The 709-nt window shown below is 70.4% G+C and carries 1 protein-coding gene; it reads right to left on the reverse strand.

Features of this window, described 5'->3' with window-relative positions; all coding sequences use genetic code 11:
* On the reverse strand, positions 1–709 hold a 709-nt coding region (locus EOA27_RS38860; RefSeq protein WP_145970923.1), incomplete at both ends, for an ATP-binding protein.

Consider the following 709-nt stretch of genomic DNA (forward strand, 5'->3'; position numbering starts at 1 on the left):
GTCTCCGGTGGCGGCGCGGCAAGGATGATCGAGCGCGCATCCTCCAACGCCGCTTCCGGCAGCGGCATCAGCCGCGGCGTGCCGTTGCGCGGGCTGGTCTCGGTCTGGCCGATGCGCACGCCGAGCGGGCGGCGCGACAAAGCGGGCCCAAGCGCCATGAAATGCCCGCGCTCCAGGTCGCGGAAGGCTTCGGCCTGGCGCCGCTCCATGCCGAGCAGGTCGGCCGCGCGCGCCATGTCGATGTCGAGAAAGGTGCGGCCCATCAGGAAGTTGGAGGCTTCCGCCGCGACGTTCTTGGCGAGCTTCGCCAGCCGCTGCGTGGCGATGATGCCGGCCAGCCCGCGCTTGCGGCCGCGGCACATCAGATTGGTCATGGCGCCGAGCGAAAGCTTGCGCGCCTCGTCCGAAACCTCGCCGGCGGCGGCGGGCGCGAAGAGCTGCGCCTCGTCGACGACCACCAGCATCGGGTACCAGTGGTCGCGCGCGACCTCGAACAGCCCGCCGAGGAAAGCCGCTGCGCGCCGCATCTGGTTCTCGGCGTCGAGCCCCTCGAGATTGAGCACCGTCGAGACGCGGTGGATGCGCGCGCGCTCGCCCGCCGCCTGCAGACCGCGCTCGGTATGCTCCTCGGCGTCGATCACCAGATGTCCAAAGCGTTCACCCAGCGACACGAAATCGCCTTCGGGGTCGATGATGGTCTGCTGCACCC

Origin of the sequence: Mesorhizobium sp. M2A.F.Ca.ET.037.01.1.1 (assembly GCF_003998075.1) — a bacterium.
GTDB lineage: Bacteria > Pseudomonadota > Alphaproteobacteria > Rhizobiales > Rhizobiaceae > Mesorhizobium.